The organism is Pseudomonas nitroreducens (assembly GCF_024170165.1).
Taxonomy (GTDB): Bacteria; Pseudomonadota; Gammaproteobacteria; order Pseudomonadales; family Pseudomonadaceae; genus Pseudomonas; species Pseudomonas nitroreducens_C.
On the sequence record NZ_JALJXP010000006.1, the window covers coordinates 295,405 to 319,146 of the forward strand.

Below are 23,742 nucleotides of genomic sequence, written 5' to 3' on the forward strand. Positions count from 1 at the left end.
TCAATGCACTCCTTGTTCCAGGGGCAGGAACAGACTGAATACGGTGTGGCCCGGATGGCTGTCGCATTCGATCAAGCCCTGGTGCTGGCTGATGATGTTCTGGGTAATCGCGAGGCCCAGGCCGGTGCCGTCGGCACGACCACTGACCATCGGATAGAAGATGGTGTCCTGCAGTTCAGCCGGGATGCCCGGGCCGTTGTCCATGATCTCCACCTTGCACACCAGGCGATGGCGCGTGTGGCCGATGGTGAACTGGCGCAGGGTGCGGGTGCGCAGGGTGATGCGCCCCAGCTTGAGTTCGTTCTGTGCGGAGATCGCCTGCATGGCGTTGCGGACGATGTTGAGTACCGCCTGGATCATCTGCTCACGATCGATCAGCAGGTCGGGAATGCTCGGGTCGTAGTCGCGTACCAGCGGGATGGTGCCCTGGGTTTCGGCCTCCACCAGGCTGCAGACGCGCTCCAGCACCTCGTGGACGTTGGTCACCGCCAGCTGCGGCAGTTTGTTCGAGCCGAGCATGCGGTCCACCAGGTTCCGCAGGCGGTCGGCCTCTTCGATGATGACGTTGGTGTAGTCCTTGAGCGACTCTTCCGGCAGCTCGCGGGACAGCAGCTGCGCCGCGCCGCGAATACCGCCCAGCGGATTCTTGATCTCGTGGGCCAGGCCGCGAACCAGCAGCTTGGTGGTTTCCTGCTTGGACAGCTGGGCTTCTTCCTTGGTGATCCGCAGCAGCCGGTCACGCGGGTGGACTTCCAGCAGCAACAGGGTGTCGCGGCGGTCGAGGATCGGCGTCACCGCGTAGTCCACGGTGATGGTCTGGCCGGTCAGCGAGGTCAGGCTCGCTTCGCGCTTGGTGAAGGGATGCGCCTCTTCCACCGCCTGGCGCAGCGACTGCAGCGCCTCCGGCGATTCGGTGAACAGCTCGCTGATGAACTGCCCGTGGCTGCGCTGTCCGCTGACCGCCAGCAGCATTTCCGCCGCCGGGTTCATGTACTCCAGGCGCAGCTCGGCATTGAGCAGGATCACCGCCGTGGTGAGGTTGTCGAGCAACAGGCGGAGCTGGGTTTCTGTAGGCATGGCGTAAGAGATGTCCCAAGACTGTGCGGGAAAATGCAAAAAGCAAACCAGGCCCTGAAAAGACGCGTATTTCACGGCATCGCGCTGATTTGCGGTGCGCAGGCGGCCGATCCGGTCAGCGGGAGTGACCCGAAATGGGGAGAGTATAGAAAGTGGTGCAGGCTGATGCACCGATCTGGTGCATTTGTGCCGGGCCGCACGCCGCGTCAGAGGTCGGCGGCGGCGAGGGGGTGGGAAGCGTCGAGGTCGGCCGATTCGGCCACCGAAACGCGGAACATGTGGAAGGGCTGGCTGGGCGTCTGCTCGATGGTGCGGCCGAGGGTATCGATGATTTCTACCGAAAGCTGGTGGGTGCCCCGGTCGATGTTGTTCAGTGGGAATACCGGGCTGCGGCCGGGTTCGCCCACGGGCTTGCCGTCCAGCAGCAGGCGGTAGAGGTGCCCGGGCAGCAGGGATGGGTCGCTGGTGGCGGAGACGATCAGTGCGCCGTCATTGGCCCGCACGGTGGCGTCGGGCTCCGGCACGATGATACGTAGCAGCTGATACGCCGGCGGGCCGGGCGGCAGTTCGGGTGTGGCCGGTGCATACAGCGGTGGCGGCATGCGCACGCCGTTGGGTGCGCCGGGCTGGGAGTTGATCGGCGCCAGTTGCAGCTTCTGCGCGTTGCCGCGCGGCGGCTGATCGGTGAAGACGCGATTACCTTCCTTGTCGATGTAGGTGTAGACCTCAGCGCTGGCCGAGAGGCAGCACAGCGCCGACAGCAGGAGGATGACCAGTTGGCGCATGGTCAGCCGCCCGTCCTGAGTTGAACCTTGGGCCGTTGCGGGCTGTTGGTGCTGATGCGTTGCAGGGTGAAGCTCACCGGTGCGCTGGCCTGGATCACGCGGCTGCCCTGCAGCACCTGGACTGCAAGTGTATGGTCGCCACGGTCGAGACTCTGCAGGCCGATGCTGGTGCTGCTGGTCGGTGCGCCGTAGGGCTGGCCGTCGAGCACCAGTTGCAGCAGGTGGCCGCCCGCCAGACCGGGCTGCACCACGACATTGACGATGAAGGTGCCGTTGTTCTGCCGTAGTGACTCGTCGTCCGGCAGGTTGCTCAGCGCAAGAATGGCGTAGGGGGTAGCGGCCTGGTTCGCGGTACCGCTGTCGGCGGGGACGGCGACCGGGCCCTGCGGGCCAACGGTGTTGGTCGGCGGCAGCTCGACGGGCTTGGCGTCGACATTGGTCGGCGGCTGGTTGGTGAACACCGTCTTGCCGTTGGCGTCGGTGTACTTGTAGATCTGCGCGCTGGCTGGCAATGCGGCGGCGAGCAGCAGGGCGGTGAGGATCAGGCGCATGAAGAATCTCCGGATGGTCATGCCAAGCCTTGCACCGCCGACGGCGGCTGGCAAGTTGCCTATTGTCTTTCAGCGGGGCGCCGCGCGTTGTGCGCTGCTGCTCGTGGGGGGGACCTTTCCTGCGTGGGACGGGTCCGAGCCTGGCGCCGGCGTCTGTATGATGCGGGCAAGCGTGATTGTCCATGTTGGTGGGGTATGCCTGTGATTCCGATTCGTTACCTGCTTCGCCAGTGGCTGCTGCTGTGCTGCCTGGGCCTCGGCTTGTCCGTCGCCGGGCCTGCGCTGGCGGCGCTTCCCGGGCCGCTGGCCGGGGTGACGGGCAGTGGCGAGGCGAAGGTCAGCGACGCCCAGCTGGAGCAGTCGCTGAACCAAGTGATCAAGACCCTGGAGAGCGACCAGCAACGCGCCGACCTGCTGAAGAAGCTCAAGCAGCTGCGTGATGCCACGCAGAAAGGCACCGAGGACCAGGGCGGTGTGCTCGGCCTGATCGGCGACACTCTGGGTAGCCTGGAGCGCCAGTTCGAGGGCGCCAACAGCCCCGTGGTGCGCTGGTCGGAACTGTTCCAGGGCGCCGGCTTCGAGCTCGACGCGCGTACCCCGTCGCTGGCGGAGTGGCCGGGGATGATCCTCGATTTCGCCCTGGTCATCCTCATCTGGGCCTGTGTCGCCCTCGGCCTGCGCTGGATCGCCGGGCGCATGCGCAAGCGCTTCGGCCTGGAAGACGAGCTGCCGCAACACCCCAAGACCCGCGACCTGCTGCTGTTCGCCCTGCGCAAGCTCGGCCCCTGGCTGGTGGCCTTCCTGATCACCGTCTACCTGTCCCTGGTGCTGCCCAGCTCGCTGGGCAAGCTGGTGGCCATGGTGATCGCCTACACCCTGGTGTGCGGCACGCTGTTCTCCGCCCTGTGCGTGATTTCCCTGTCGCTGCTCAGCGGCCCGCACCGCATGCGTGCGCTGGATATCCTGCGGCGTCGCGCTTTCCGCCCGCTGTGGCTGATCGGCAGCCTCGCCGCGCTGGGCGAAGTGATGCACGATCCGCGCGTCATCGAGAGCCTGGGGATGAACATCTCGCTGTTCGTCGGCTCCGTGGCGAACATCTGCGCCGCGCTGCTCACCGCGCTGTTCGTCCTGCAGTTCCGCCGGCCGATCGCCCACCTGATCCGCAACCAGCCGCTGGAGCGCCGCCTCAAGCGCCGTGGCCTGAGCGACCTGGTGGAACTGATCGGCTCGATCTGGTTCCTGCCGGTGCTCGTGCTGGTCGGCATCTCGTTGTTCGCCACCATCGTCACCGCCGGCGACAGCAGCTACGCCTTGCGCCGGGCCCTGGTCTGCGCCGTGGTGGCGGTGGTGGCGATGACCGTCAACGGGCTGATCCGTCGCGCCCACCAGCGCTCGGCGCGGCGCGGCGCACGACGCCACGCGCCGTACATCGAGCAGTTGCAGAGCTTTGGCTACACCCTGCTGCACATCGCCAGCCTGCTGTTCTTCCTGGAGATCGGCCTGCGCGTCTGGGGCATGTCGCTGATCGGCTTCGCCGAGGGGGATGGCTCGCAGATCAGCATGAAGCTGTTCAGCTTCGGCACCACCCTGCTGGTGGCCTGGCTGGTCTGGATCCTCACCGACACCGCGGTGCAGCACAGCCTCGGCCTGGGCGGCAAGAAGAGCGCCAACGCCCGCGCGCTGACCATGTTGCCGCTGATCCGCAACGTGCTGTTCGTGACCATCGCGGTGATCGCGCTGATCGTCGCGCTGGCCAACATGGGCATGAACGTCACGCCGCTGCTCGCCGGCGCCGGTGTGATCGGTCTGGCCATCGGCTTCGGCGCGCAGTCGCTGGTGGCGGACCTGATCACCGGCCTGTTCATCATCATCGAGGATTCGCTGTCCATCGACGATTACGTCGACGTCGGCGGCCATCTCGGCACGGTGGAAGGCCTGACCATTCGCACCGTGCGCCTGCGTGACCTGGACGGTGTGGTGCACACCATCCCGTTCAGCGAGATCAAGAGCATCAAGAACTACTCGCGGCAGTTCGGCTACGCCATGTTCCGCTGGCCGGTGCCGGCGAGCATGCCGATCGACGACGCGCTGGCGCTGGTCAAGGAGGTCTCCGGCGAGTTGCGCGGCGACCGCACCATCAACCGTGCCATCTGGTCGCCGCTGGAAATCCAGGGCATCGAGAGCTTCGACGCCGGCCAGGCGATCCTGCGCTTCCGTTTCAAGACCGCGCCGATCCGCCAGTGGGAAGTGCAGCGCGCCTTCAACCTGCGCCTGCGACAGAAGCTCGACAAGGCCGGGCTGGAACTGTCCATGCCGCGCCTGAACGTGCAGCTCTCGCGCATGCGCAAGTCGCGCCGCGAGGATGACGAGGAGCAGGGCGTGCCGGTAGACGGCGGGATCTGATCCCGGCGGACTTCAGGGTGTCTTCAGTGCACGGCAGGTGCGGCGCAGGTCACGATCATCGATGCCTTCGCAATCAGCCGCGGTGCCGCTGGTCATCGCTCGACAGGTGCGGCGCATGTCGCGGTCATCAATGCTTTCGCAGTCGCCGGGGTTGTTGGTGACGATGGCCTGGCATTGCCGGCTGGTGTCACGGTCATGGATGTCGCTGCAATCGGTCCTGCCATTGTCGGGCGCAACCTTCGCCTCGCAGTACCGTCTCAGGTCTCGGTCGCCAATGCTGTTGCAGTCCGTGATGCTGCCGCTCTTCACTGCCTCGCACATTCGTTGCAAGTCGCGATCTTGCACATCGTTGCAATCGGTCAGCGCGTGAGCGGAAAGCGGCAGGCATAACAGCAGGGGCAGAATTCGGGACAAGTAGTGCATCGGAACCCTTCTTGGGTAGTGGCGACGGAGTGAAATCTAGTCATGGTCGATGCGCCCGGCAATAAAAAAGGCCTCCCGAAGGAGGCCTTAATGGTGTCGCTATTTATAGGTATTCGTGGATCAGACGCTGTAGTACAGGTCGTATTCCAGCGGGTGCACGAAGGTGCGCACCTTGATTTCTTCTTCCGACTTCAGCTCGATGTAGGCATCGATGAACTCGTCGGTGAACACGCCGCCCTTGGTCAGGAACGCACGGCCCTTGTCGAGTTCTTCCAGCGCCTCTTTCAGGCTGCCGCAAACCTGCGGGATTTCCTTCGCCTCTTCCGGCGGCAGGTCGTACAGGTTCTTGTCGGCGGCATCGCCGGGGTGAATCTTGTTCTGGATGCCGTCCAGGCCTGCCATCAGCAGAGCGGCGAAGCACAGGTAGGGGTTGGCAGCCGGGTCCGGGAAGCGCGCTTCGATGCGGCGGGCTTTCGGGCTGGATACGTACGGAATACGGATCGAGGCGGAACGGTTACGGGCCGAGTAGGCCAGCATGACCGGAGCTTCGAAGCCCGGAACCAGGCGCTTGTAGGAGTTGGTGGCCGGGTTGGTGAAGCCGTTCAGAGCCTTGCCGTGCTTGATGATGCCGCCGATGAAGTACAGGGCGGTATCGGACAGGCCGGCATAGCCTTCGCCAGCGAAGGTGTTCTTGCCATCCTTGGAGATGGACATGTGAACGTGCATGCCCGAGCCGTTGTCGCCGTACAGCGGCTTCGGCATGAAAGTCACGGTCTTGCCGTAGGCGTCGGCAACGTTGTGGATGCAGTACTTCAGGGTCTGAACTTCGTCAGCCTTGGCCACCAGGGTGTTGAACTTCACGCCGATTTCGTTCTGGCCGGCAGTCGCCACTTCGTGGTGGTGAACTTCGATGACCAGGCCCATCTCTTCCATGGCGTTGCACATGGCGGTACGGATTTCGTGGTCGTGGTCGACCGGCGGTACCGGGAAGTAGCCGCCCTTGACGCCCGGACGGTGACCTTTGTTGCCGGTCTCGATGTCAGCGTCGGTGTTCCAGGAAGCCTGCTCGGAGAAGATCTTGAACATCGAGCCGGAGATGTCGGACTTGAACTTCACTTCGTCGAAGATGAAGAACTCCGGCTCCGGGCCGACGAATACGGTGTCACCGATACCGGTGGACTTCAGGTATTCCTCGGCGCGCTTGGCGATGTTGCGCGGGTCGCGCTCGTAGCCTTGCATGGTGCTCGGCTCGATGATGTCGCAAACGATGATCAGGGTCGGCTCTTCGGTGAACGGGTCGAGCACGGCGGTGCTGTCGTCCGGGAGCAGGATCATGTCGGAGGCTTCGATGCCCTTCCAGCCTTCGATGGAAGAGCCATCGAACATCTTGCCGGCTTCGAAGAACTCGTCGTCCAGCGCGTCGCGGGCGGGCATGGTGACGTGCTGCTGCTTGCCTTTGGTATCGGTGAAGCGCAGGTCAACCCACTTCACGTCATGATCTTTGATCAGTTGTTGCGACTTGTACGACATGCTGTCCTCCAGGAGGGATTAGAGCTGGGAGCTTTCTGTGCCCCAGTATCGGGTGATGCCGGCCGGAATACTCCGCCAGGGCAACCTGCCTCACAAGAGAGCAAGTTGCGTGCCAGTGCCCGTAAATGGGCAGAGGCCCAGAAATCACGGGCTGTAGCGGGAGTTATAGAGGATTGCGCGATAATAGTGCACCGCTTTGGTGCTCCATCGTGGTGCATCAGTCCATTTTGGTGCACTAAAAAGAAAGTCTCCGATTTCTGCTCAAGTCTTGAGCAATTTCGGATATAATTCCGCCCCTTTTTTTCAGTCCCATGGCAATCGCCCGATCCGCATGAAACTCATCGTCAAGGTCTTCCAGGAAATCACCATCAAGAGCCGGCCGGTGCGCAAGCGCTTCATCCGCCAGCTGGCGAAGAATATTCGCACGGTGCTCCGCGATCTCGATCCCGAGCTGCTGGTCGAGGGCGAGTGGGACAACCTCGAGGTCGAGACCAGGGTCACCGACCCGAAGGCGCTGCGCGAAATGATCGAGCGCCTGACCTGCACGCCGGGTATCGGCCACTTCCTGGAAGTGCACGAATACCCGCTGGGCGATTTCGACGACATCCTCGAGAAGTGCAAGGCACACTTCGGCGACCAGCTGCCGGGCAAGGTCTTCTCCATGCGCTGCAAGCGCGCCGGCAAGCACCCCTTCACCTCCATTGATGTGGAGCGTTACGTCGGCGGTGGCCTGCGCCAGCATTGCGGCGCGGCGGGCGTGTCGCTGAAGAACCCGGAAGTGCAGGTGCGCGTGGAAATCCGCCACGACCGCCTCTACGTGATCCACGCCCAGCACGATGGCCTCGGCGGCTACCCGCTGGGTGCGCTGGAACAGGTGCTGGTGCTGATGTCCGGCGGCTTCGATTCCACCGTGGCGGCCTACCAGATGATGCGCCGTGGCATGATCAGCCACTTCGTGTTCTTCAACCTCGGCGGCCGTGCCCACGAACTGGGCGTGATGGAAGTCGCGCACTACCTGTGGAAGAAGTACGGCAGCTCCCAGCGCGTGCTGTTCGTCAGCGTACCCTTCGAGGAAGTGGTCGGCGAGATTCTCACCAAGGTCGACGACAGCTACATGGGCGTGACCCTCAAGCGCATGATGCTGCGCGCCGCCAGCCGTGTGGCCGAGCGTCTGGAGATCGACGCGCTGGTGACCGGCGAGGCGATTTCCCAGGTGTCCAGCCAGACCCTGCCGAACCTCTCGGTGATCGACCGGGTGACCGACACCCTGGTCCTGCGCCCGCTGATCGTCAGCCACAAGCAGGACATCATCGACACCGCGACCAGGATCGGCACCGCCGAGTTCGCCAAGCACATGCCAGAATACTGTGGCGTGATCTCGGTGAACCCGACCACCCAGGCCAAGCCGTACCGCGTCGACCACGAAGAAACCAAGTTCGACATGGCCGTGCTCGACCGCGCCCTGGAGCGCTCCACCCAGATGACCGTCGATCGCGTGATCGATGAACTGGGCAAGGACCTGGCCGTGGAAATGGTCGACGAGGTGCTGGCCGGGCAGATCGTGGTGGACATCCGTCACCCCGATGCCCAGGAAGATGAACCGCTGGCCATCGAGGGCATCGAAGTGCTGCCGATGCCGTTCTACGCGATCAACAGCAAGTTCAAGGAACTGGACCCCAACCGCCAGTACCTCCTGTATTGCGACAAGGGCGTGATGAGTCGCCTGCACGCCCACCACCTGGTCAACGAAGGGCACACCAATGTGCGTGTTTACCGTCCGCAATAAAGGCGCGGACCAACGCCGCCAGCCCGGACTGTTCGGCGGCAGTATCCGCCACCGACCTCCCGACACATTCGGTGCGTAGGCTCACGCCCTGACCTTTTGCACCGCCGCGCCACGGCCCGGCCCCCGCTGCCGAAAACGGCAGCCGAAGATTCACTATCGAGACTGACACTGTGATCGAAAAACTGCGCAACATCGCCATCATCGCCCACGTCGACCATGGCAAGACCACCCTCGTAGACAAGCTCCTGCGCCTGTCCGGCACCCTCGACCGCAAAGAAGCGGAAAACGAGCGCGTGATGGACTCCAACGACCAGGAAAAAGAGCGTGGCATTACCATTCTGGCGAAGAACACCGCCCTGAAATGGAACGACTACAGCATCAACATCGTCGACACCCCCGGCCACGCCGACTTCGGCGGTGAGGTTGAGCGCGTGATGTCCATGGTGGACTCCGTACTGCTGGTGGTCGACGCCCAGGACGGCCCCATGCCGCAGACCCGCTTCGTGACCCAGAAGGCCTTCAAGGCCGGCCTGCGTCCGATCGTGGTGGTGAACAAGATCGACCGTCCGGGCGCGCGTCCTGACTGGGTCATCGACCAGATCTTCGACCTGTTCGACAACCTCGGCGCCACCGACGAGCAGCTGGACTTCCCGATCGTCTACGCCAGTGCCCTGAACGGCATCGCCGGCATGGACCACGAGAAGATGGACGACAACATGGACGCGCTGTTCCAGGCGATCATCGACCACGTTCCGGCGCCGAAAGTCGACGTCGACGGTCCGTTCCAGATGCAGATCTCCCAGCTGGACTACAACAGCTTCCTCGGCGTGATCGGCATTGGCCGTATCGCCCGCGGCAAGGTCAAGACCAACACCCCGGTCGTGGCCATCAGCGACGACGGCACCAAGCGCAACGGCCGTATCCTGAAGATCATGGGCCACTCCGGCCTGCAGCGCGTCGAAGTCGCTGAAGCCGAAGCCGGCGACATCGTCTGCGTCTCGGGCATGGACGAGCTGTACATCTCCGACACCCTGTGCGACCCGCAGAACGTCGAAGCGCGCCCGCCGCTGACCGTCGACCAGCCGACCGTGAGCATGACCTTCCAGGTCAACGACTCGCCGTTCGCCGGTAAGGAAGGCAAGTTCGTCACCAGCCGCAACATCAAGGACCGTCTGGACAAGGAACTACTGCACAACGTGGCCCTGCGCGTCGAGCAAGGCGACTCCCCGGAGAAGTTCAAGGTCTCCGGCCGTGGCGAACTGCACCTCTCGGTACTGATCGAAACCATGCGCCGTGAAGGCTTCGAACTGGCCGTAGGCCGTCCGGAAGTGGTCATCATCGAGACCGCCGACGGCGAGAAGCAGGAGCCTTACGAGAACGTCACCATCGACATCGAAGAGCAGCATCAGGGCTCGGTGATGGAGCAGATGGGCCTGCGCAAGGGCGATCTGACCAACATGATCCCCGACGGCAAGGGCCGCGTGCGCCTGGAATACACCATCCCGGCGCGTGGCCTGATCGGCTTCCGTAACAACTTCCTGACCCTGACCTCGGGCACCGGCATCCTGACCTCGACCTTCAGCCACTACGGCCCGATCAAGGCCGGCGAAGTGACCAACCGTCAGAACGGCGTGCTGGTCTCCATGGCCACCGGCACCGCGCTGACCTACTCGCTGGAAACCCTGCAAAGCCGCGGCAAGCTGTTCCTCGGCCCAGGCGACGAGATCTACGAAGGCCAGCTGGCCGGCATCAACAGCCGCGACAACGACCTGGTGATCAACCCCACGAAGGGCAAGAAGCTCGACAACATGCGCGCTTCGGGCAAGGACGAAGTCATCGCCCTGGTTCCGCCGATCCGCTTCACCCTGGAGCAGGCGCTGGAGTTCATCGCCGATGATGAGCTGGTGGAAGTGACTCCGAAGTCCATCCGTCTGCGCAAGAAAATGCTCAACGAGAACGACCGCAAGCGCTACGAACGCGCCAAGGTCTGATCGATCTGCAGTGAAAAAGCCGGGCTCATGCCCGGCTTTTTCATTTCTGCGTGGCTGAAAGGCAGTATCGAGACGTCTGATCCTGTGAAGCTGAGAGTTAGTGGACGCAGGCCAGGGAACCGGGCCGATATACTCAGCCTGCCGGACGTTGCCGTCCGGTTCGGGATGGATTCGCACAGAACCTCAAGGATTCGAAAGCATGCAATGGATTTTCATGCTGGTCGGCCTGGTCATCGGCGCCGCTGCGGGCGAGTCGATCACCGGGGCGGTTTTGGGCGCGGTGGTTGGTCTCGCGCTGGGACAGACCTTCGCGCTGCACAGCCTGCAGCGGGAGAACGTCAGCCTTCGCGGTGAGCTGAAGGCCTTTGGCGAGCGCTTCGACCAGGGCACCAAGGCCCTGTATGAGCGGCTGCTGCAGGTGGAGCGTGACGCGAGCGGGCAGACGCCGCCGCCGGCCAGCGTCGAGTACGTTGCGCCGCCAATGCCGGCCGCACCGGACGTTCCCGAGCCCGAGCCCCCCGTCAGCGAACCCGCTGTCGCCGAGCTGGAGTGGAACATCGAGCTGCCCGCCAGCGAGCCGGTGCCCGCCGCGGTGGCTGCCGCGCAGGTGGAAGCGCCCATCGAGTGGTCCGACCTGGTGCTCGAACCGATGGAAAGGCCGGCCGTCCAGGCCCGCGTCGAGGAGTCCGAGGCCCAGCCGACACCAGCCCCTGCCGCGCCGCCGCTGCCGCCATCTCCGCCGGCCCCTTCGCTGTTCGACCGCGCCTTCGGCGCCGCCCGCGACTGGCTGCTGGGCGGCAACACCGTGTTACGCGTCGGTGTGGTGCTGCTGTTCCTTGGCCTGGCCTTCCTGCTGCGCTACGCCACCGAAGGCATGACCATGCCGCCGCAAGGCCCCTACATCGGCACCGCGGCCGCCGCGCTGGCGCTGCTCGGGCTCGGCTGGTGGCTGCGTCACCGTCGCCCGGCCTACGCGCTGATCCTCCAGGGCACCGGCGTCGCTGTGCTCTACCTGACGGTGTTCGCCAGCATCAAGCTGTATCCGGCAATGAACCATGGTGAAGTGCTGATCGATCCGAAGGCCGGCTTCGTGCTGCTGGTGGCGGTCACTCTGTTCTCGGCGATCCTCGCCATCCTGCAGGACGCCCTGGGCCTCGCCGCCGCCGCCGCACTGGGCGGTTTCGCCGCGCCGATCCTGGCCTCCACCGGCGGTGGCAGCCATGTCGCACTGTTCAGCTACTTCGCCCTGCTCAACGCCGGCATCTTCGCCATCGCCTGGTTCAAGGCCTGGCGGCTGCTCAACCTGATCGGCTTCTTCGGTACCTTCGGCATCGGCCTGGCCTGGGGGCTGCGCTCCTACAAGCCGGAGCTGTTCGCCACCACCGAGCCGTTCCTGATCCTGTTCTTCCTCACCTACGTCGCCATTGGCCTGCTGTTCGCCCGTCGTCGCCTGCGTGAGGCGGCCGGGGCGCCGGAGGACGATTCGCGCGATGCGCTGCTGCGCTGGTCGGCGCGGCAGACCGACTACGTCGACGGCACCGTGCTGTTCGGCACGCCGTTGGTGGGCTTCGGCCTGCAATACGGAATCATCCAGCACCTGGAATTCGGCGCGGCGTTCAGCGCCCTGGCGCTGGGCCTGTTCTACATGCTGCTCGCCCGCCTGCTGGCCGGGCGCACCGCCGGCCGCGCGCTGCTGCTGGTGGAAACCTGCCTGGCGCTGGGTGTGGTGTTCGGCACCCTGGCGATCCCGCTGGGCCTGGACGCGCGCTGGACTTCCGCGGCCTGGGCAGTCGAAGGCGCGGGCATCTTCTGGCTCGGCTTGCGCCAGCAGCGGCCGCTGGCGCGGATTTTCGCCTTGCTGCTGCAAATCGGTGCAGCGCTGGCCTTCCTCGGCGAACTGCGTGCCGACCCGCAGTCGCTGACGCTGCTTGAAGGCGCCCCGTTGGGCGCGCTGATGCTCGGCGTGGCGCTGCTGTTCAGCTTCTGGAACCTGCGCAATGCCAATGCTGAAACCCTGCGTAGCTGGGAGCCGAGCGCCCGTCCGGTACTGGCGGCCTTCGGCCTGGCCTTCCTCTACCTGATCGCGCCGTTGCTGATGGGCGCGGACGGCACGGCCATGACCTGGGCCGTGGCCGGTCTGGCCACGCTGTTCGCCGCATTGCGCCTGCGTTCGCGCACCTTCCTGGCCTGCGCCTTTGCGGTGCAGTTGCTCGGTGGCGCGGTGTTCCTTCTGCATCTGCAGGGCGCGCAGGAGGGCAACGGAGTACTTGGCTCAGGCTGGCGTGGGCTGGTGACTGCCTCGCTGATCGGCCTGGCGCTGATCGCCGCCATGCTGATCGCCGCGCGCGACTCGATGGTGCGCGACGACCGCCGGCTGATGCTCGGCCTGAGCGTGGTCCTGCTGCTGGGCCTGGCCTTCATCAACCTCGCCGTGCTGTTCGTGCTGCCGTGGCAGACCGCTGCCGCCGTCTGGGCCGGCAGCGGCCTGCTGATCCTCTGGCTGAGCCTGCAGTTGCAGCAGCGCGCCGCGTTCATCTTCGGCCTGGTGTTGCAGGTGATCGGCGCGGGTGCCTTCCTGCTCGGCGGCTCGGCGTTGTTCGGTGACCTGCCCAGCGAGGGCCTGAAGCCGCTGGCGCACATGGGCTTCTGGACCCCGGCGGTACTGGCGCTGGCCGCGATCATCGGCGCCTGGCGCCTGCACCGGGCCAGCGAGCGCGAGCGCAACCTGGCGCTGGGTGGCCTTGGGCTGGAGCAGCTGTCGCAGTTGCTGCTGGTCTGGGGCGCCGGCTGGTGGGCGCTGACCGCGGTGTCGGAGATTGCCCGCTTCGTGCCCAGCGAGATGCGTGAACACGTGGCGCTGCTGGTGGCGGCCATCAGTGTCGGCCTCTGGTCACTGCTGGCGCGCCGCGAGCAATGGCGCGCGCTGGCGTTGCTGTGCCTGGCGCTGGTGCCGGTGTCGCTGGTGGCCCTGGCCAGTGCCTGGAACCTGCAATACCACCCGTTGGCCGATCTGGGCTGGCTCGGCTGGCTGGCGGTGTTCGCGGTGCACTTCCTCACCCTGCGCCGGCTCGCTGCCTGGCTGCCGCGCCGTGCTGCACAGGCAGCCCATGTGCTGGGCTGCTGGCTGATCCTCGGCGTGCTGGCGCTGGAGCTGCGCTACCTGTTCTTCGCCCTGGCCGAGCATTACAACGCCTGGCGCTGGCTGGGCTGGGCGCTGGTGCCGAGCCTGTTCCTGATCCTCATGGGCGGCGTGGCGCGCTTGCCGTGGCCGGTGGCGGCCTTCGAGCGCGAGTACCGCGCCATCGCCGCCGCGCCTGTGGCCCTGGCGCTGCTGGGCTGGTTCTGGCTGGTCAACCTGTTCAGCAACGGCGCCGCCGACCCGCTGCCCTACCTGCCGCTGGTGAACCCGCTGGAGCTGGGCATGCTCATCGTGCTGGCGGCGATCTTCCAGTGGACGCGCCTGGGCCTGCCGCAGCTGGGCGTGGCCGAGTCGAGCCTGCGCCTGCCGGTGCAGGCGCTGCTGGGCGCTTCGCTGTTCGCCCTGCTGACCATGGCCGTGTGCCGCACCGCCCATCACTGGGGCGGCGTGCCGTTCGAGTTCGACTCCCTGAGCCAGTCCATGCTGGTGCAGGCCGGGCTGTCCATCGTCTGGGCACTGATCGCCCTGGGCCTGATGATCGCCGGGCACCTGCGCGGCCGCCGCGACTTCTGGCTGGTCGGCGCGGTACTGCTGGTCGTGGTGGTGATCAAGCTGTTCCTCGTCGACCGCGCCAGCGGCGGCAGCCTGGAACGCATCATTTCCTTCATCGGCGTCGGCGTGCTGATGCTGATCGTCGGCTACTTAGCGCCGCTGCCGCCGCGTCGGCCCGCGCCCGAAGAGCCATCGCAACAGGAGCAACCCTCCGCATGAAGCTCAAGAACCTAGTCCTGCTCGCGGGTGCCTGCCTGCTGGGCAGCCAGGCCAGTGCCGCACCCGCTCCCGCGGATTTTGCCAATCGTGTGCCGCTGGAAGTGTCCGGCAACGGGCCCTGGTACCGTGTGCAATTGCCCATCGAGGTGCTGTTCGCTGCGCGCCATGGAGATCTGCGTGACGTTCGTATCTTCAACGCCGAAGGCGAGGCGCTGCCATACAGCCTGCGCACCAGCGCGGCCAGCGAGAAGGAGGTGCGCAGCGAAGTGCAGGCGCGCATCTTCCCGCTGCGCAGCGCCTCCGGCAGCTCGGCCGGCGACAACCTGAAGATCGTTCGCAGCACCACCGGCACCATCCTCGAAATCACCCCGAACGCGCCCGAGCAGGGCAAGACCCAGGTGCTGCGCGGCTGGCTGCTGGAGACCGGCTCCGGCGACCTGCCGCTGGACCGCCTGCAACTGGACTGGACTGCGGACTCCGATGGTTTCCAGCGCCTGCGCATCGAGGCCAGCGACGACCTGGAGCACTGGCGCTCGCTGGGCGAAGGGCAATTGGCGCGGCTGGACTTCAATGGCCAGCGCATCGAGCAGAACGACATCGCGTTGCCCGGTCAGACGGCGCGCTACCTGCGCCTGTGGTGGGAGTCGCCGGAACAGGCGGCGCAACTGGTCGGCGCCACCCTTAGCGGCAGCCGCAGCAGTGCCGGGCCGGTGCCGATGCTCTGGTCCGAGCCGCTGGCAGCCCAGGCCGACAACAACGGAGACTTCAGCTGGAGCCTGCCGCTGGCGTTGCCCGTGGAGCGGGTACGGATTCCCCTGCAGCAGAACAACACCCTGGCGCCGGTGGTGATCTCCGGCCGCCATGACGGCAACGTGCAGTGGGCGCCGCTGGCGCGCGGCGTGCTCTACCGCCTGCCGGGGCAGGGCGGGGAAGTCACCCAGGAAGAACTGCAACTGCCCGGCACCAGCCTGGCCCAGTTGCGCCTGCAGGTGGATTCGCGCGGCGGCGGACTCGGCGGTTCGACGGCGCACCTGAGCGTGGGCGTGCGCGCCAGCGAACTGGTGTTCCTCGCCCGCGGCGGCGCGCCCTACGAACTGGCGGTGGGCAGCGCTTCCATCAGCGATGGCAGCCTGCCGCTGTCCACCCTGGTGCCCGGCTACGAACCCAAACGTCTGGCGAGCATGGGCGAGGCGCGGCTCCAGGGCACTTTGCAGGCACCGGCGACACAAATGCCGGCGAATGCCGTCAAAGCCGATACCCACTGGAAACGCTACGGCCTGTGGGCGCTGCTGCTGGCGGGCGTCGGCCTGCTCGCGCTGATGGCGCTGAGCCTGCTGCGGAGCAACCGCCAGGCGAGCTGATCGACGCGGATCGCCGCAAGATAGGGGTGTCGCCTGTAGAAATTCTGATACTGTCTTGGTTGTTCTGATTGCCAAATAACAACAAAGCATGGAGTAGCAGAATGATCAGAAAGGCGCTCACCCCGCTGGCGGCTGCGTGCGCATTGGCCATTGCCACGCAGGCCTCCGCAGCCCCTTCGCCGTATTCCACCATGGTCGTCTTCGGCGACAGCCTGAGCGATTCCGGCCAGTTCGCCGATGCCAGCGGCCCCGCCGGTGCCAGCACCCGCTTCACCAACCGAGTCGGCCCGACCTACCTGGACGGTAGCGGCGAGATCTTCGGCCCCACCGCGCCGATGATCCTGGGCGGCAAGCTGGGTATCAGTGGCACCGACCTGAACCCCTCGACCTCGCTGGTGCCCGGCACCGTCGACGGCAACAACTGGGCAGTCGGCGGCTACCGCACCGACCAGATCTACGACTCCATCACCGCTGCCGGCGGCTCGACGGTCACCTCCGGCTCCGACAGTCGCACCCGTGACGGCTACCTGGTGAACAACCGCGCCGACCCGAACGCGCTCTACTACCTCACCGGTGGCGGCAACGACTTCCTCCAGCTGCGCATTACCGATGACCCCACCGCCCGTGCGGCTGCCGGGCGTCTGGTCGACAGCGTGGATGCGCTGCACAACGCCGGCGCGCGCTACATCATGGTCTGGCTGCTGCCCGACCTGGGCCAGACACCGGCCACCAATGGCACCGCGCTGGAGCCCTTCGGCACCCAACTGTCGGGCATCTTCAACGAGGAACTGGTCAGCCAGCTGGCGGCGTCGAACGCCAACGTCATTCCGCTGAACATCCCGGCGATGTTCAAGGAAGTACTGGCCAACCCGGGCGCCTACGGCCTGGCCACTGACCAGAACCTGATCGGCACCTGCTTCAGCGGCAACAGCTGCCCCGAAAACGCGGTGTACGGTCGCCATGGCAGCAACCCCGACCCGACCAAGCTGATCTTCAACGATGGCGTGCACCCGACCATCGCCGGCCAGACCCTGATCGCCGACTACGCCTACTCGGTGCTCTCCGCCCCGTGGGAAGCGACCATGCTGCCGGAGATGGCCCTGGGCACCTACAACGCCTACCAGGACCAGTTGCGCAGTCAGTGGCTGGCAGACTGGGAAAACTGGCAGGGCACCGGCCAGTGGCGCGGCTTCGTCACCGGTGGCGCGCAGCACCTGGACTACGACGATCAGGACAGCGCGGCCGATGGCTCCGGTTACGGCGCCAACCTGACCCTGGGCACCAGCTACCGCCTCGATGACGCCTGGCGTGTCGGCGGCTCGCTGGGTTTCTACCGGCAGAAGCTGGAGCTGGGCGCGGATGACTCCGACTACAAGCTCAACAGCTACCTGGGCAGCCTGTTCGTGCAGTTCCAGCAGAACCGCTGGTGGGCTGATGCGTCGGTAACCGGCGGCAAGCTCGACTTTGATGACGCCAACCGCAAGTTCACCATCATCAACCACGAGGTCGAAGAGAAGGCCGACACCGACGGCAGCCTGCTGGCCTTCAGCGGTCGCCTGGGCTACGACATTGCCCAGGGCGGCGAGAACTGGCACCTGTCGCCCTTCGTCAGCGCCGACTGGGCGCGGGTGAAAGTGGATGGCTACGAAGAGGGCAGCGGCCGCTCTACCGCGCTGGCCTACGACGATCAGGACCGCTACTCCCGTCGCCTCGGCGTCGGCCTGCAGGGCAAGCTGGACCTGTCCCAGGAGACCCAGCTGTTCGGCGAGGTGGCCGTGGAGCGCGAGTACGCCGACGACACCCAGAACGTCGGGATGAACTTCACCAGCCTGCCGGACATCGGCTTCAGCCTGCAGGGCTACACCCCGCAGAGTCACCTGCAGCGCGCCACCATCGGCTTCGCCCAGAAGCTGACCCCGGAGCTCTCGTTGCGCGGCGGCTACAGCGCGCACCGCAGCAGCGACGACCTGGCCCAGGGCGTGAACCTGGCACTGAGCCTGGACTTCTGATCGCCTGAAGCGGGCAGGGCGGGGTGACAGGCGGTCCGGCTGTCACCCCGCTGTCTTTCCACTCTACTGCCTGTCGCGCGGCCGAAGGTCGCAAGGCCGCTCCTCTCTGGGGAACTGCCCGTGCGCGGCGGGCTCCAAGCATTCGGCGAGGCCACCGTACAAGGAGGCATCGCGGCCGTTTCCACGCTAGAATGCGCCCTGATTTTTTCCATCTTCTCCCCTGGAGTCTTCCATGTCCCGCGTTACCCTGAGCCGCTATCTGATCGAGCAGACCCGCAGCCACAACACCCCGGCCGACCTGCGTCACCTCGTGGAAGTGGTGGCCCGCGCGTGCAAGGAGATCAGCCACGCCGTTTCCAAGGGCGCGCTGGGCGGCGTGCTCGGCAGCATGGAAACCGAGAACGTGCAGGGCGAGGTGCAGAAGAAGCTGGACGTGCTGTCCAACGAAATCCTCCTGGAAGCCAACGAGTGGGCCGGCAACCTGGCCGGCATGGCCTCCGAGGAAATGGACCATCCCTACCAGATTCCGGGCAAGTACCCCAAAGGCGCCTACCTGCTGGTCTTCGACCCGCTGGACGGCTCTTCCAACATCGACGTCAACGTCTCGGTCGGCACCATCTTCTCCGTGCTGCGCTGCCCGCAGGAATACCTGAGCCAGAACGACAGCCTGCGTGAGGAGGCCTTCCTCCAGCCGGGCACCACCCAGGTCGCCGCCGGCTACGCCATCTACGGCCCGCAGACCATGCTGATCCTGACCCTGGGCAACGGCGTCAAGGGCTTCACCCTGGACCGGGAGCTGGGCAGCTTCGTGATGACCCACGACAACATCACCGTGCCGACCAGCACCGCCGAGTTCGCCATCAACATGTCCAACGAGCGCCACTGGGAAGCCCCGGTACAGCGCTACGTCAGCGAGCTACTGGCCGGCAAGGAAGGCCCGCTGGGCAAGAACTACAACATGCGCTGGATCGCCTCCATGGTGGCTGACGTGCACCGCATCCTGACCCGCGGCGGCGTGTTCATGTACCCGCGCGATTCCCGCGAGCCGGAGAAGCCCGGCAAGCTGCGCCTGATGTACGAAGCCAACCCGATGTCCTTCATCATCGAGCAGGCCGGCGGCGCCGCCACCAATGGCCGCCAGCGCATCCTCGACATCCAGCCGGACAGCCTGCACCAGCGCGTTGCGGTGTTCCTGGGCTCGAAGGAAGAAGTCGAACGCGCCACCGCCTACCACCAGGAAGGCTGATGAGCGCCGCGCCCTGGCAGGCCCTGCTCGACTGGTGGTTCGGCACTGCGCTGGATGCCAATGACGTCGCTGCCCAGCGCAACGCGCTGTGGTTCGGCAAGAGCGGCTGCCAGGACGTGGACTCGGAAAACCGTTTCGGCGGCCTGGTACGCCAGGCTCTGGACGGTGGTCTGCAGGAATGGGAGCGCGAGCCGCAGAGCTGGCTGGCGCTGATCCTGCTGCTGGACCAGCTGCCGCGCATGGTCTTCCGCGATGCCCCGCGCGCCTATGCCGGCGATGCCCGCGCCCAGCAACTGGTGCGCCAGGGCCTGGAAGCCGGTTTCGATCGCCAGCTGCCGCGCATCGAGCGGGTATTCGTCTACATCGTGCTGGAGCACGCCGAAGACCTGGCCAGCCAGAACGAGGCGGTGCGCCTGTACGAGGACTTGCAGGGCGAGTCCAGCGAGAGCGAGAAGGTGCTGTTCGCCGGCTACCTCGCCTACGCGCGCAAGCATCAGGTGGTGATCGAGCGCTTCGGTCGCTTCCCCCACCGCAATACCATCCTCGGGCGCGAGTCCACGCCCGAAGAAGCGAAGTTCCTCACGGAACCTGGCTCACGTTTCTGACTCCAACCCGGCGGCCGAACCGGTCGCCCTGTGCCAAGCTTGTTGGCCTGCCCCCCAAACAATGGAGTTGTCGATGTCTTTCCGCCGCCTCGCGCTCGTCGCGTTCTGTGTCGTCCTGGCCGCTTGCAGCAAAGTGAACCAGGAGAACTATTCCAAGATCAAAACCGGCATGAGCAAGGCCGACGTCGAAAGCCTGCTCGGCAAGCCCACCGAATGCTCCGGCGCGCTGGGCGTTTCCAGCTGCACCTGGGGTGATGAGAAAGCCTTCATCAGCATCCAGTACGCCGGCGACAAAGTGCTGCTGTTCTCCGCCCAGGGTCTGAAATAAGAGCCCCCGGGCAGGGCAGGCGGCCGAGGAGGAACGAATGCATCGATCCATCTGGCTGGCCTGCCTGGCCGCACCTTTCTCCATCATGCTGGGCGGCTGCGCAGGCTCTGCACAGCAGCCACCGCAGACCGTACAGGTCGACCTCAAGCGCTACGAAGGCACCTGGTACGAGCTGGCGCGCAAGCCGATGTTCTTCCAGCGCCAGTGCACGCAGTCCGAAGCCCACTACCGCCTGCAGGACGATGCCAGCATCGCGGTGACCAATCGCTGCCTGACCCAGGACGGCGACTGGGACCAGGCCACCGGCCGCGCCGAGGCGCAGGTGCCGGGCCGCACCGACAAGCTCTGGGTGCGCTTCGACAACACCTTCTCGCGGATTTTCCCCGGCCTCGCCAAGGGCGATTACTGGGTGCTCTACGTCGACGACGACTACCAGACCGCGCTGGTGGGCAACCCCAACCGCGAATACCTCTGGCTGCTCTCGCGCCAGCCGGTGGTGCCGGACGCGACCCGCATGAAGCTGCTGGAACTGGCCCACGAGCGCGGCTACCAGACCGACGACCTGATCTGGCGGGCGGGAGAAACCTCCGCCGCGCCCTGACGAAAAAACGCCCCGAGGGGCGTTTTTTCATGGGGCATATTCGTTCGTGGCTGCCCTCTCCCTAGCCCTCTCCCTGAAGGGAGAGGGGACTGATCGGCATGCTTTGGAAATTTGGTGCTCGCCGGCTAACGCTGTAAATAGCCCTTGCGCCGAACGGCTCCCTCTCCCTTCAGAGAGAGGGCGGGGGAGAGGGACGTTGAAGCTGGCACTCAGCCCAGCAGCTCGCGGAGGACCTGGGCGAAATCGCGGGCGCTCTGTTCTTCCAGCGCATGTTTGCCGCTGCGTACGCGCCATTGCCCGGCAACCATCACGTCGCGCACCTGGCGGTCGCCGCCAGCGAACAGCCAGCGGTTGAGGATGGCGTCGCCACGGGCGGTCTGCAGGTAAGGATCGCCGCCATCGAGTACCAGCAGATCGGCGCGCTTGCCCACCGCCAGTTCGCCGGTGGGCTGGCCGAGGGCCTGGGCGCCGCCGGCCAGCGCGGCGTCGAACAGGGTGCGGCCGACCATCGGCTGGTCCTGCCCGTAGAGGCGGTTGCGGCGCTGGTCGCGCAGGCGCTGGCCGTACTCCAGCCAGCGCAGCTCCTCGACCACGCTGAGTGATACATGGCTGTCCGAGCCGATGCCGAAGCGACCGTGCTGGGCGAGGTAATCCACCGCCGGGAAGATGCCGTCGCCCAGGTTCGCCTCGGTGGTCAGGCAGAGGCCGGCGACCGCGCCGCTGCGGGCCATGGCAGTCACTTCGTCGGCTTCGGCATGGGTGGCGTGGACCAGGCACCAGCGCTCGTCGACTTCGACATTCTCGTACAGCCACTGCAGCGGGCGACGGCCGCTCCAGGCCAGGCAGTCGTCGACTTCCTTCTGCTGCTCGGCGATGTGGATGTGCACCGGGCAACCGCTGGAATCGACGCCCAGCACCTCGGCGATCTGCTGCGGGGTTACTGCGCGCAGGGAGTGGAAGCACAGGCCGACGTCCTGCTGCGGCTGCGTCGCCAGGTGCGCGCGCAGGCCGTCGATCAGTTTCAGGTAGCTGTCGGTGCTGTTGATGAAGCGGCGCTGGCCGTCGCTGGGCGCCTGGCCGCCGAAGCCGGCGTGGGAGTAGAGCACCGGCAGCAGGGTCAGGCCGATGCCGGCGTCCGTCGCCGCCTGGCTCACGCGCAGGGCCAGTTCCGCCGGGTTGGCGTAGCGCTTGCCGTCGACGTCGTGGTGCACGTAGTGGAATTCGGCGACGCCGGTGTAACCGGCCTTGAGCATCTCGATGTACAGCTGGCGGGCGATGACGCCGACCTGTTCGGGCGACAGGCGGCCGACCAGGCGATACATCAGGTCGCGCCAGGTCCAGAAACTGTCGTTGGGGTTGCCGGCGACTTCCGCCAGGCCCGCCATGGCACGCTGGAAGGCGTGCGAATGCAGGTTCGGCATGCCTGCCAGCAGTGGCCCGGAAACCCGTTCGGCGCCCTCCGCACTGGCGTCCGGGGTGATCGCGGTGAACAGGCCGTCATCATCGATCTCGAGGCGGACATTGCGCGCCCAGCCGGAGGGCAGCAGGGCGGATTCGGCGAACAGGACGGACATGCGCGGGGTCCTCGCGAGCTTCTTGGAATTTGTATATACATATACAGACGTTTGCCGAGACCGTAAACTGCAAGGCACCCGACGGTCGCCAGAGGACTTGTATGCACCGGTCGAATCCGGTACATGCCGGAGTCAGACCAGCCGTCGCCACGACAAGGAGTTTCCCGTGCCCGCATCGCCCACGCCTACCCCGCCCGCCGAGGGTTCGTCGCTCGCCGCGCAGATGGGGGAAATTCCCGCGCCGTTGTATGCCCGCGTCAAGCAGCTGATCATCCAGCAGATCCAGTCCGGCACCTGGCCGCCGCACCACCGCGTGCCGTCCGAGGCGGAGCTGGTCGAGGAGCTGAGCGTGAGCCGGATGACCATCAACCGCGCGCTGCGCGAGCTGACCGCCGACGGGCTGCTGGTGCGCATGCAGGGCGTCGGCACCTTCGTCGCCGAGCCCAAGGGCCAGTCGGCGCTGTTCCAGGTGCAGAACATCGCCGAGGAAATCACTGCCCGCGGCCACAAGCACCATTGCGTGGTGGTCAGCCTGATCGAGGAACTGGCCACCGCCGAGCGCGCTCTGGCGCTGGACGTGCGCGAAGGGCAGCGCATCTTCCACTCGATCATCGTGCACTACGAGAACGACATCCCGGTGCAGATCGAGGACCGCTACGTCAACGCGGCCGTGGCGCCGGACTACATGAAGCAGGATTTCACCGGGCAGACGCCGTTCGCCTACCTCACACAAGTGGCGCCGCTGAGCGAGGGCGAGCACGTGGTCGAGGCAGTGCTGCCCAGCCCGGAGGAATGCAAGCTGCTGTCCGTCGACCGCCATGAGCCGTGCCTGCTGATCCGCCGGCGCACCTGGTCGGGGCGCAATACCGTCACCAGCGCGCGCCTGCTGTATCCGGGCTCGCGCTACCGCCTGGAAGGACGTTTCAGTTCATGACCGATGTGAAGTTGCTGCGCGCTGCCGACTACCCGGCGATGCCCTGGAAGAACGGTGCGGGTACCACCCGCGAGATCGTCCGCGATGTCGGCGACGGCCTGGAAGGTTTCGGCTGGCGCGTGTCCATCGCTGACGTCGGGGCGCCCGGGCCGTTCTCCGCGTTCACCGGTTACCAGCGCGTCATCAGCGTGCTGGAAGGCGAGGGCATGCGGCTGAAGGTGGATGGCGTCGATTCCCGTGACCTGCGTGCGCTCGATGCCTTCGCCTTCGATGGTGCCAGCGCAGTGGATTGCACGCTGCTGGGCGGCGCGATCCGCGACTTCAACCTGATCTACTCGCCGGCTCGCTATCGGGCGCGGCTGCAGTGGCTGAAGCTGGATGGCGCGGCGCATTTCTTCAGCAGTGCTTCGACGGTGCTGCTGTTCAGTGCGGGGGAGGGCATTCATGCCAGCCTCAACGGTGCGGCCGCTGGTGTGCTGGGCCTGCATGACACATTGATCGCCGAGGGCGACGGTGCGTTGCGCGAGTGGCGGCTGAAGGTGGCGGGCAGTGCGGATATCTGCGTGATCGAACTCGACGCACGCTGAGCAGAAAAGGCGCCGGAAGGCGCCTTTTGCATTTGTAGGAT

The 23,742-nt window shown here is 65.8% G+C and carries 18 protein-coding genes; 12 read left to right on the top strand and 6 right to left on the bottom strand.

Going from position 1 to position 23,742, the window contains the following annotated elements:
* From glnL to J2T47_RS14635, 3 genes are all read right to left on the bottom strand, one after another.
* Positions 1–1,077: a nitrogen regulation protein NR(II) gene (gene glnL / locus J2T47_RS14625; protein ID WP_253447930.1), complete on the bottom strand. Its 1,077-nt coding sequence runs from the start codon at positions 1,075–1,077 to the stop codon at positions 1–3.
* Positions 1,078–1,283: 206 nt separating this feature from the next.
* Positions 1,284–1,868, bottom strand: a complete 585-nt coding sequence (locus J2T47_RS14630) for a DUF4124 domain-containing protein (RefSeq protein WP_437180983.1) — start codon at positions 1,866–1,868, stop codon at positions 1,284–1,286.
* Positions 1,865–2,413 carry a DUF4124 domain-containing protein gene (locus J2T47_RS14635; protein WP_253447937.1) on the bottom strand — a complete coding sequence of 183 codons (549 nt, stop codon included), beginning with the start codon at positions 2,411–2,413 and terminating at the stop codon, positions 1,865–1,867. Before J2T47_RS14635 ends, J2T47_RS14630 begins: the two co-directional genes overlap by 4 nt.
* 195 nt (positions 2,414–2,608) lie before the next feature.
* Between J2T47_RS14635 and J2T47_RS14640 the strand changes: the two genes are divergently transcribed.
* On the top strand, positions 2,609–4,816 hold the full coding sequence (locus J2T47_RS14640) for a mechanosensitive ion channel family protein (protein ID WP_253447940.1): 2,208 nt from the start codon (positions 2,609–2,611) through the stop codon (positions 4,814–4,816).
* A 12-nt stretch (positions 4,817–4,828) separates the two neighbouring features.
* On the opposite strand, the gene J2T47_RS14645 is transcribed toward J2T47_RS14640, so the two are convergent.
* Positions 4,829–5,239: a hypothetical protein gene (locus J2T47_RS14645; protein WP_253447943.1), complete on the bottom strand. Its 411-nt coding sequence runs from the start codon at positions 5,237–5,239 to the stop codon at positions 4,829–4,831.
* A 120-nt stretch (positions 5,240–5,359) separates the two neighbouring features.
* Positions 5,360–6,769 (bottom strand): glutamate--ammonia ligase, encoded by a 1,410-nt coding sequence (gene glnA, locus J2T47_RS14650; protein WP_045215805.1) that lies wholly within the window; start codon positions 6,767–6,769, stop codon positions 5,360–5,362.
* Positions 6,770–7,100: 331 nt separating this feature from the next.
* On the opposite strand from glnA, the gene thiI reads away from it, so the two are divergent.
* From thiI to J2T47_RS14695, 9 genes are all read left to right on the top strand, one after another.
* Positions 7,101–8,555 (top strand): tRNA uracil 4-sulfurtransferase ThiI, encoded by a 1,455-nt coding sequence (gene thiI / locus J2T47_RS14655; RefSeq protein WP_253447946.1) that lies wholly within the window; start codon positions 7,101–7,103, stop codon positions 8,553–8,555.
* 170 nt (positions 8,556–8,725) lie between these two features.
* Complete coding sequence (gene typA, locus J2T47_RS14660) at positions 8,726–10,546, top strand: translational GTPase TypA (protein WP_081515354.1); 1,821 nt, start codon at positions 8,726–8,728, stop codon at positions 10,544–10,546.
* Between the two features lie 199 nt (positions 10,547–10,745).
* On the top strand, positions 10,746–14,456 hold the full coding sequence (locus J2T47_RS14665; RefSeq protein WP_253447949.1) for a DUF2339 domain-containing protein: 3,711 nt from the start codon (positions 10,746–10,748) through the stop codon (positions 14,454–14,456).
* Positions 14,453–15,817, top strand: coding sequence for a DUF3999 domain-containing protein (locus J2T47_RS14670; RefSeq protein WP_253447954.1), 1,365 nt, complete (start codon positions 14,453–14,455; stop codon positions 15,815–15,817). The genes J2T47_RS14665 and J2T47_RS14670 overlap by 4 nt, the downstream gene beginning before the upstream one ends.
* A gap of 101 nt (positions 15,818–15,918) precedes the next feature.
* Positions 15,919–17,826, top strand: a complete 1,908-nt coding sequence (gene estP, locus J2T47_RS14675; protein WP_253447957.1) for an esterase EstP — start codon at positions 15,919–15,921, stop codon at positions 17,824–17,826.
* A gap of 232 nt (positions 17,827–18,058) precedes the next feature.
* Positions 18,059–19,072, top strand: coding sequence for a class 1 fructose-bisphosphatase (locus tag J2T47_RS14680; RefSeq protein WP_138213875.1), 1,014 nt, complete (start codon positions 18,059–18,061; stop codon positions 19,070–19,072).
* Positions 19,072–19,677, top strand: coding sequence for a DUF924 family protein (locus J2T47_RS14685; RefSeq protein ID WP_253447961.1), 606 nt, complete (start codon positions 19,072–19,074; stop codon positions 19,675–19,677). Before J2T47_RS14680 ends, J2T47_RS14685 begins: the two co-directional genes overlap by 1 nt.
* Before the next feature lie 73 nt (positions 19,678–19,750).
* Complete coding sequence (bamE, locus tag J2T47_RS14690; RefSeq protein WP_138213877.1) at positions 19,751–20,005, top strand: outer membrane protein assembly factor BamE domain-containing protein; 255 nt, start codon at positions 19,751–19,753, stop codon at positions 20,003–20,005.
* Positions 20,006–20,042: 37 nt separating this feature from the next.
* Complete coding sequence (locus tag J2T47_RS14695) at positions 20,043–20,606, top strand: lipocalin family protein (RefSeq protein ID WP_253447964.1); 564 nt, start codon at positions 20,043–20,045, stop codon at positions 20,604–20,606.
* Between the two features lie 209 nt (positions 20,607–20,815).
* Here J2T47_RS14695 and J2T47_RS14700 read toward each other — a convergent pair whose 3' ends face one another.
* Entirely contained in the window at positions 20,816–22,180 is a 1,365-nt protein-coding gene (locus J2T47_RS14700; RefSeq protein WP_253447968.1) for a formimidoylglutamate deiminase, read from the bottom strand.
* Positions 22,181–22,403: 223 nt separating this feature from the next.
* On the opposite strand from J2T47_RS14700, the gene hutC reads away from it, so the two are divergent.
* Together hutC and J2T47_RS14710 are read left to right on the top strand one after the other, a co-directional pair.
* Positions 22,404–23,114, top strand: coding sequence for a histidine utilization repressor (gene hutC, locus J2T47_RS14705; protein WP_151188577.1), 711 nt, complete (start codon positions 22,404–22,406; stop codon positions 23,112–23,114).
* The gene (locus J2T47_RS14710; protein ID WP_253447971.1) at positions 23,111–23,701 is read left to right on the top strand and encodes a HutD/Ves family protein; all 591 of its coding nucleotides are present in this window, start codon (positions 23,111–23,113) and stop codon (positions 23,699–23,701) included. Before hutC ends, J2T47_RS14710 begins: the two co-directional genes overlap by 4 nt.
* The last annotated feature ends 41 nt before the right edge of the window (positions 23,702–23,742 follow it).

Coding starts and splice junctions, on each gene's coding strand:
- J2T47_RS14640 (WP_253447940.1), top strand. CDS start 2,609: ATGCCTGTGATTCCGATTCGTTACCTGCTTCGCCAGTGGCTGCTGCTG.
- glnL (WP_253447930.1), bottom strand. CDS start 1,077: ATGCCTACAGAAACCCAGCTCCGCCTGTTGCTCGACAACCTCACCACG.
- J2T47_RS14645 (WP_253447943.1), bottom strand. CDS start 5,239: ATGCACTACTTGTCCCGAATTCTGCCCCTGCTGTTATGCCTGCCGCTT.
- J2T47_RS14680 (WP_138213875.1), top strand. CDS start 18,059: ATGTCCCGCGTTACCCTGAGCCGCTATCTGATCGAGCAGACCCGCAGC.
- J2T47_RS14635 (WP_253447937.1), bottom strand. CDS start 2,413: ATGCGCCTGATCCTCACCGCCCTGCTGCTCGCCGCCGCATTGCCAGCC.
- J2T47_RS14710 (WP_253447971.1), top strand. CDS start 23,111: ATGACCGATGTGAAGTTGCTGCGCGCTGCCGACTACCCGGCGATGCCC.
- bamE (WP_138213877.1), top strand. CDS start 19,751: ATGTCTTTCCGCCGCCTCGCGCTCGTCGCGTTCTGTGTCGTCCTGGCC.
- thiI (WP_253447946.1), top strand. CDS start 7,101: ATGAAACTCATCGTCAAGGTCTTCCAGGAAATCACCATCAAGAGCCGG.
- J2T47_RS14700 (WP_253447968.1), bottom strand. CDS start 22,180: ATGTCCGTCCTGTTCGCCGAATCCGCCCTGCTGCCCTCCGGCTGGGCG.
- estP (WP_253447957.1), top strand. CDS start 15,919: ATGATCAGAAAGGCGCTCACCCCGCTGGCGGCTGCGTGCGCATTGGCC.
- glnA (WP_045215805.1), bottom strand. CDS start 6,769: ATGTCGTACAAGTCGCAACAACTGATCAAAGATCATGACGTGAAGTGG.
- J2T47_RS14670 (WP_253447954.1), top strand. CDS start 14,453: ATGAAGCTCAAGAACCTAGTCCTGCTCGCGGGTGCCTGCCTGCTGGGC.
- J2T47_RS14695 (WP_253447964.1), top strand. CDS start 20,043: ATGCATCGATCCATCTGGCTGGCCTGCCTGGCCGCACCTTTCTCCATC.
- J2T47_RS14685 (WP_253447961.1), top strand. CDS start 19,072: ATGAGCGCCGCGCCCTGGCAGGCCCTGCTCGACTGGTGGTTCGGCACT.
- J2T47_RS14665 (WP_253447949.1), top strand. CDS start 10,746: ATGCAATGGATTTTCATGCTGGTCGGCCTGGTCATCGGCGCCGCTGCG.
- hutC (WP_151188577.1), top strand. CDS start 22,404: ATGGGGGAAATTCCCGCGCCGTTGTATGCCCGCGTCAAGCAGCTGATC.